Below are 7,399 nucleotides of genomic sequence, written 5' to 3'. Positions count from 1 at the left end.
CAAGAAGTGGACGATGCCATTGCGGGACTGGAAGGGAGCACTTAACCGCTTCACTATCCAGTTTGAAGAACGGATGAAGCCGAATTAAACGAAATTCCGTTTACACAAAATCCAGCACACCCTCCAGTGCAAAGAACAAATGCATTGCGCTCAAGGAACTCGTACGCTTCCCACAATAGAGCAACGTCTGCATTACGTACCGCAGTAATGTGCTTAATTAACCTGTCCAACAAAACCGGGACACCTCACTCTGACCCCAGTTAGCTATGTGTATCGTGCACGACGAAAATCGGTGACGGTTTTTCGCTTTCTATGAAATTCTCAGTGATCGACCGCCAGCCTTGCCACTTGCAGCACCTCACCGCTGTTCGTATTCTGCACAAAGGCGACAATGCCGAAGCGGTCGGCGCGCAGGTTGGCGGCGGCGACATTCGACACCAGCTTGTTTTCATATACCGCGACATAGGCGTCGTGGCCATCCTTGGAATCCTGGCGCAGCTTGAAGCTGGTCGCCAGGTCGAAGCTGCGCGGCGTGGTGCCGGACAGTTTGATCGCGATATCGGCCGGCGATGGCTGCGCGACGATCTTGTCTATGGTGCTATCGAAAGCGCTGCCGGAACTCCAGCGCCGCAGCTCGCGGCCACCGGCAAAGACTTCGGGGGTGTACACCAAGCTGGTTTTGGCATAGCCCGCCAGTTCCTGCTGGCGCGCGGTGAAACGGCGATCGCCGAAGCGGTCCTTCCAGCCGAGATTGTCCCAGTAGTCGACATGCAGGGCCAGCGGCACCACCCGATCAGCCTTGGCCTGGGCGCCCAGCTTGGAGAGCCATTGGTCGGCCGGCGGACAGCTGCTGCAGCCTTCGCTGGAATACAGCTCGACCAGCGCGACCCGGTTGGCCGGGCTCTGCGCCGTATAGTCGGCGGCATGGGCGCCTGCGGCAAGCCCGAACGCGAGCGCGCCCAGGGTGAGAGTTTTAGTAAAGTTGATGAAGATGGGCACCTGAGTCTCCTGGCTGGTCATGTAAAGCTTAGTCGCGCTGCGCGCCACTTCCTTACAAAATCCATCCGCTCTCGGCGCCCTCCTCCTATGGCGCGCGGTACAGGTTGATGACATCGCGCTCCACCCGCACCAGGTTCTGGCCGGCATCGACGACGAATTCCGCGCCATCAAAAGATTGCCTGGTCAACAACAGGATGGCGTCGGCGATTTCGGTGGTCGGGGCGATGTAGCCGAGCGGCGTCGAACGGCCCGAGGAATACTCGAAATCGGCCTGGGTCTGGTCGCCGCTGGGCGTCATCAGCCCTGGATACAGCGCATTCACGCGCAGCACCGGCGCCGCCGACAGCGCCAGCATCGCGGTCAGGTTGCCGAGCACCGCCTTGGCCACCGTGTAGCTGAAATCTTCCGGATGAAAATTCGCCTTCACCTTCTGGTCCACCACGTTGATCACCACGCCTTGCTGACCGCGCTGCGCCGCTTGCCGGTAAAAAGCCTGGGTCAGCAGCAACGGTGCGCGGCAATTGACTTGCCACGAGCGCTCCAGATCTTCCAAGGCAAAATCAGCCAGCGTATCGGGAAAAAAAATCGCAGCGCAGTTGACCATCACATCGAGCCGGCCAAATCTCTCGTATGCTGCCGCAATCATCGCCGTCAGTTGTTGGGGAACTTGCAGATCGGCCTGATGGGAGAACGCAACGCCACCACCCGCCTCTATTGCCTGTACCGTATCCAGTGCCTCCTGCTGCGAACTGCCATAGTGCACCACGACTGCATAGCCGGCTTGCGCGAAACGTTGGGCGATCACTCTGCCAACCCGTTTGGCGGCACCGGTAATCAGCACCGCGGCTTGCGTCATAGCGGCCGACGGCGGCCAGTTGGGTGCTTGCTTATTCACTTTTTCACTATTCAATTTTTTACTACAGCGTTGGCCAAACGCTCCATGAATTGGGCGAGGCGCACATCCCGATCGGTGACGCCGTTGGCGTCATGGGTGGTTAGCAGGACGACTACGCGGTTGTAGACGTTTGACCACTCCGGGTGGTGATCCATTTTTTCCGCCAACAGCGCCACCTGAGCCATGAAACCGAAGGCGGCGTTGAAATCGGCAAACAGAAAAGTCTTTTGAATCGCATCGCGGCCATCAACAGCAACCCAGCCGTCAAGGCCTTGAATCGCGGCAGCGGCGCCGATGTGGGCAGAGTGTGACATTGCAATATCCGTTCGTAAAAACTTCAATTCTATAACCGGAAGAGGCAGAATGAGAAAAAGATATCTGCAAACCGAAATTCGATGCCGCCAGCGCCCAAGGCTGCATCAAAGGCGCTGCCGTAGCTGGCCACTACGCTGGCCATCACGCTGTCATTGGGGCGGTTGGCGGCTGCGTGGCGGGGCGCCATCCGGCCAACAAAAAGGCAGCAGGCCAAGCCGCCGCAGCGCATGCAACAGCGCCAGCCCCGGCTAAATAAATCAAGCCAGGCGATCTAGCCGGGCATGAACAGCAAAGCCAGCGCAACCCCGGCTGGCAAGGCCTGAATAAACAATATCTTACGGCTGACTGTAAGCGCGCCGAAGACTCCGGCGACGATTACGCAGGCGAGAAAAAAACCTTGATCGAGAAACCTGGCGCTCCCAGGCAAATGCCCCAGGCCAGTCCAGCCGCCAGGAAACCGTTGTACAAGCCCTGATTCGCGGCCAGGACCTTCGATGCGGCGGCGAATTCCGGAGTCAGACCGAAAGCCTTGATCCCGCGAGGCTTATCCCACAGGAACATTTCCAAGACCAGAAAATAAACATGCAACAAAGCGACCAGCGCGATTAGCAAGTTGACGATTGCATTCAAAATGAACTCTCTTTTTTATTTGTTGTTGTCATCGTGCCGGCGCATGTCGTACACAACAGGAACGGACTATTCCAGCGTGCCGCGAATATGTTCCGGCAAGGCCAAACGATAGCATGCCTTTCAGCAATATTCCCACATTCATGCGCTAAAAGCTATGGCACATCACCGCGACGGAAACAGTACGAAACATGCGCGCAATATTTCGGCGCCGGATTAGTTGAAATGTGCCATTTTCATCACTTTACGACATCTCAAATTAAGCTATTTGCAACATGTTCAACCCAGCGAGCCATACGCAAATCGCCATAAACGAAATCGATTTTTCATAGCGAAATCGGATACTGCCGATGTCGCGCCGATGATCGGATTAACAGATTCTGCCTGTAAGTGAAATGTGAAAAATGTAAGCAAATGCACGGGACACATTCCGCGCCTCCTAGCTTCGTACAATCAACATCAATGAACACAGTCAGGAGCGCAGATTGACACATCCACCAAGCATCGCCGCCATCCTCACCGGACGGTTTTCAAGCTTCATCTCGTCGCCTGCCAAGGCCTGCGACGACATCAGCGTTGTCCTCAAAAATGCGCCGCCGCCATCCAAATATGAGGTCGCGCCCAGCCCGCGGGCCGGCATGGTGTGGAGTCCCGGTTTCTGGAACTATGTCGGCGGCTGGTATGTGTGGCAAGCGGGTCATTGGGAACTGGATCAGCCCGATCAGCAGTATCAGCATCCCGGATGGCAGAAAGTCATCCACGGCTGGAAGCTGCAACGCGGCCGATGGCGACTCGCTTCAGTCAATTTCATCCAATCCGGAGTGGCGGCAAAGGGCCAGGATGATGGCGCAGAAAGGCGTTACGACCCACTGGCGGCGTTCCGCTGAGCCTGCGGCAACGCAGCCAATACCGGTTCGTTCCAGCAATCTAAAGCCGGTGTGGGATTGCTGTGCCGGCCCCCATCGTTGGGCGCCCAAAAATAGCCCGACAGATCAGGCACGCGACATTGAATACCGCGATCATGGCCACTCCGAAGCCTTCGCAAAGCCCACGCTTTTACTCCTCGTTTACAAGTTGACCATGCCTTTTTAGAAAATATTTACGTCCAGCCTGCTAATCTGCATTGACCAAAACGGCCCGCAGGCATCCTCTATGAATCAGCTAATTTCAGCATCGGCATGGCGTGATTATTTTCTTCCTGATCAAGAATTCACGGCAATGGAAGCATCTGTCTGGCGCAACCAGGTGGCTTCCAAGCGCGGCAAATCTCTAACGACACAAACAGATTTCATGATGTGCGTCACCGTAGAGATGTCGTCGGTTTCTGAGTTGCGGCGTGTCATTGTCAGCACTTGTGGCGAGCTGCTGGTCTACATGCGCATCAAGCCGCTCGACCACGCAACCAAAATGAAATTCTGGCTGTGCCTTAGCAAGACTGCCGTCGATGCCGTAATCGGCAATATCCTGCGATCGCTTCCGCAAGCTGAATTCGGACGCATTTCGCCACTTCTGCTGACCTGATTGAGGCTCACAAACACATACAAAAGCCACTCACATTTCGCGTAAAAACCATGACCATCTTTGAAGGTATTTGGGTTCCTCTCGTCACGCCTTTCCGCCAGGGAAAGCTCGATCTTTACAGCGCTCAGCAACTAGCTGCAGGGCTGTCCGGCGCGGGCATACATGGTCTGGTAGTGTGCGGCACCACTGGCGAGGCCGCAACGCTGAACGAAAATGAGCAGGATAAGATGCTGTGCGCGGTCATGGAGGCAGCACAGAGCCGATGCCCGGTGGCGATGGGCGTCAGCGGCAGCGATACGCGCGCTGTCACAGAAAAGGTGATACGCCTCAATGCGCTCCGCCCGCAAGGATTCCTGATCTCCGCGCCATCTTATGTCAAGCCCTCGCAGGAAGGAATACGCCTGCATTTTGAAGCTATCGCTGCCGTCGCAGAAAGCCCTGTCATGCTGTATAACGTTCCGTCCCGGACTGGCGTCAATATCGATGTCAGCACTGCGATCGCGTTACAGCGCTGCGCCAATGTGGTGGCCATCAAGGAATGCGGCGGCAATCTGACGCAGACCACAGCGTTGATTAATCGGACCGGGCTACGCATCTTGTGCGGAGACGATGCGATGCTATTCAGTACCCTTTGCCTTGGTGGTCACGGCGCGGTTTCCGCTGCTGCCCACATTCGTCCCGATTTGTTTGTTCACTTAAACGACTTGATTCGCGATGGAAAAATCGCGCCTGCGCGCAGCTTGTTCAAGCAAATTCTGCCTTTGATACAGGTCCTGTTTTCAGAGCCGAATCCGGCGCCACTGAAAGCGGCGCTGACTATGCAAGGGCTGCTACAGAACGAATTACGGCTACCGATGACGCTTATGTCAGCAAGCGGCATGATCAAACTGGCCAGGACGCTGGAAAAAACGATGGCGATTCCAGCCGTGGAAAAAAATGGTAGGCCAGAAGCTGAAGCACACACCACCGACGAATCCAGACGGTTGGGGTTCGGGTTGGGGCTGGTGAGATGAATGCCACATGATCCTTACCCTCTCATCCCAGACACCTTCGGCTGCGCCGTCCGATCCATTTAATTCGGTGGCAGCCTTGATCGCCCGGCATCGGGCGCGGGCTGGTCGCGATGTGCTGTTTATTTGCAAGAATACGAGCACGTTACGGAACAACCGGCAGCAGGACACTGACGCGCCCGACAACTGGCTGACAAAAGCCATCAAAACCGGGGCGGAATTGCGCGAAGTAGCTGCTACAGAAATTGCGGCAGAGCTGGAGTCGACCCAAACCTGCTATCACGATATCATCGTCGATATGCCGCAACTGGAAGATGACACTTCACTCGCCGTGCTGGCGGCAGCGCAGTTGGCGGTATTGGCGATCCAGTGCAGCCAGCCGCACCTCGATTGGCAACTGCTGCCCAGCATCCAAGCCGCCAGAAACGGGAACCCGGATTTACCGTTGTTGCTGCTGATTGACGACATGTACGGACCGACCGGGCAAGCGCTGATTTCGATGATTTCCGAGCGAATCGGCAATGTCCGGTTTCTGCAATTGTCTGCAAACCTACGCAGCGACGCTTCGATCGGTGCATTGCATCACTCCGTCTATGCTGGCTGCGCCGCGGCATGCACCTGATCGTCCCAAGCCGGGCTTGCCAACTCGGGCGAAAACTCACACGCCACTCAATGACCTACTAAATGTCCCAATAAAAAACATCGACGCACAAATAACAATTAATCAATACTTGCAAAAACGTCGGGTACGTGTGAAATCAATGTGTGAAAACTTCAAAAACTTCAAAAACTTCATTCTCCCTTCCTGTCTGGTCCGTTGCAGCGCCGATTGCCGGCTGGCTTTTTCTCGGCGGTGCCGGTTTTAACTTTGGCGGCGCCTACACAATATTATTGGTAATCGGCCTGCTCGGCAGCGTGCTGGCCGCGGTGTACCATGCAGAAGTGGTCGCGCATCGGGTCGGTGAGCCCTACGGCACTCTGGTGCTGGCACTGGCGGTGACGTTAATCGAAGTGGCCCTGATCGTGTCGCTGATGCTGGCCGGTGGTGAAGAAACCACAGGGCTGGCGCGCGATACCGTTTTTGCCGCCATCATGATCATCCTCAACGGCATCGTCGGCATCTGCCTTCTGGTGGGGGCCAGCCACCATAAAGAACAAAGTTTCGGCTTGCTAGGGGTCAGTGCTTCGCTCGCCACATTGGCGGCCATCGCAGTATTGACGCTGGTGCTGCCGAACTACACCTCAAGTGCGCTAGGGCCCTTCTACACGCCGAGTCAATTAACTTTCATTGCCATCATCTCCTTGATTTTATACGGCACATTCGTACTGGTACAGACGGTGCGACACCGAGATTACTTTCTGCCAGAAGAAGCCATCAATAATGAGAACGTGCATGCCGAACCGCCTTCCGTAAAAGTGGCGGTGATCAGCGGCGTGTTGCTGCTTGTTTGCCTGGGAGCGGTGGTTCTGCTGGCAAAGTCGCTGGCAAAGTCGCTGGCAAAGTCGCTGGCAAAGTCGCTGGCAAAGTCGCTGGCAAAGTCGCTGGCAAAGTCGCTGGCAAAGTCGCTGGCAAAGTCGCTGGCACCGACGCTGGAAACCGCCGCCGCCAGCCTCGGCGCGCCGAAAACGCTGGTCGGCATCATCATTGCCGCCGTGGTGCTATTGCCAGAGGGGCTGGCGGCAGTGCGGGCGGCACGCGCCAATCGCTTGCAAACCAACCTCAACCTGGCGCTGGGATCGGCGCTGGCCAGTATCGGCCTGACCATTCCGGCGGCGGCCATCGTCTCGCTCTCTACCGGCTGGACCTTGACGCTCGGCCTGGATATCAAATCGACGGTACTCCTGCTACTTTCATTGATCGTCGCCATGTTCTCGCTCGGTACTGGCCGCACAACCGTCATGCAAGGTACGGTCCACCTGGTAATTTTTGCCGTCTGAGCTTCCCTCGATTTTTCGTCTTCCAACAGGTGGCTTTTATGCCGCCTGTTTTTCCTGATGTTGCTCAGTGAGCCAGTCATCTAAATACTGGCAG

Annotated in this window: 9 protein-coding genes and 1 pseudogene; 6 read left to right on the top strand and 4 right to left on the bottom strand. The window is 56.2% G+C overall.

Annotated features, from left to right (window positions below; all coding sequences use genetic code 11):
• Positions 1-321: 321 nt before the first annotated feature.
• The 3 genes from ACIQ0R_RS09770 to ACIQ0R_RS09760 form a co-directional block, all read right to left on the bottom strand.
• On the bottom strand, positions 322-999 hold the full coding sequence (locus ACIQ0R_RS09770) for a DUF1223 domain-containing protein (RefSeq protein WP_395826630.1): 678 nt from the start codon (positions 997-999) through the stop codon (positions 322-324).
• Between the two features lie 85 nt (positions 1,000-1,084).
• Positions 1,085-1,855 (bottom strand): SDR family oxidoreductase, encoded by a 771-nt coding sequence (locus ACIQ0R_RS09765; RefSeq protein WP_395826634.1) that lies wholly within the window; start codon positions 1,853-1,855, stop codon positions 1,085-1,087.
• 50 nt (positions 1,856-1,905) lie between these two features.
• Positions 1,906-2,208: a 4a-hydroxytetrahydrobiopterin dehydratase gene (locus ACIQ0R_RS09760; protein WP_395826628.1), complete on the bottom strand. Its 303-nt coding sequence runs from the start codon at positions 2,206-2,208 to the stop codon at positions 1,906-1,908.
• 62 nt (positions 2,209-2,270) lie between these two features.
• Between ACIQ0R_RS09760 and ACIQ0R_RS09755 the strand changes: the two genes are divergently transcribed.
• On the top strand, positions 2,271-2,465 hold the full coding sequence (locus ACIQ0R_RS09755; protein WP_395826632.1) for a hypothetical protein: 195 nt from the start codon (positions 2,271-2,273) through the stop codon (positions 2,463-2,465).
• Positions 2,466-2,480: 15 nt separating this feature from the next.
• Here the strand turns inward: ACIQ0R_RS09755 and ACIQ0R_RS09750 are convergent.
• A pseudogene (locus ACIQ0R_RS09750) lies at positions 2,481-2,770 on the bottom strand (DUF1304 domain-containing protein).
• Between the two features lie 551 nt (positions 2,771-3,321).
• On the opposite strand from ACIQ0R_RS09750, the gene ACIQ0R_RS09745 reads away from it, so the two are divergent.
• The 5 genes from ACIQ0R_RS09745 to ACIQ0R_RS09725 all read left to right on the top strand — a co-directional run bounded on the left by ACIQ0R_RS09745 (position 3,322) and on the right by ACIQ0R_RS09725 (position 7,305).
• Positions 3,322-3,723: a YXWGXW repeat-containing protein gene (locus ACIQ0R_RS09745; RefSeq protein ID WP_395826626.1), complete on the top strand. Its 402-nt coding sequence runs from the start codon at positions 3,322-3,324 to the stop codon at positions 3,721-3,723.
• Between the two features lie 331 nt (positions 3,724-4,054).
• Positions 4,055-4,357: a hypothetical protein gene (locus ACIQ0R_RS09740; protein WP_395826624.1), complete on the top strand. Its 303-nt coding sequence runs from the start codon at positions 4,055-4,057 to the stop codon at positions 4,355-4,357.
• A 50-nt stretch (positions 4,358-4,407) separates the two neighbouring features.
• Positions 4,408-5,370 (top strand): 4-hydroxy-tetrahydrodipicolinate synthase, encoded by a 963-nt coding sequence (gene dapA / locus ACIQ0R_RS09735; RefSeq protein ID WP_395826622.1) that lies wholly within the window; start codon positions 4,408-4,410, stop codon positions 5,368-5,370.
• A gap of 7 nt (positions 5,371-5,377) precedes the next feature.
• Complete coding sequence (locus ACIQ0R_RS09730; RefSeq protein WP_395826620.1) at positions 5,378-5,989, top strand: hypothetical protein; 612 nt, start codon at positions 5,378-5,380, stop codon at positions 5,987-5,989.
• Between the two features lie 143 nt (positions 5,990-6,132).
• Entirely contained in the window at positions 6,133-7,305 is a 1,173-nt protein-coding gene (locus ACIQ0R_RS09725; protein ID WP_395826618.1) for a calcium:proton antiporter, read from the top strand.
• Positions 7,306-7,399: the final 94 nt, after the last annotated feature.

This window comes from Collimonas sp., from assembly GCF_044339385.1.
Lineage (GTDB): Bacteria > Pseudomonadota > Gammaproteobacteria > Burkholderiales > Burkholderiaceae_D > Collimonas.
Note: the sequence above shows the minus strand (reverse complement) of the source record. Positions and strands in the feature narration are given on the sequence as shown.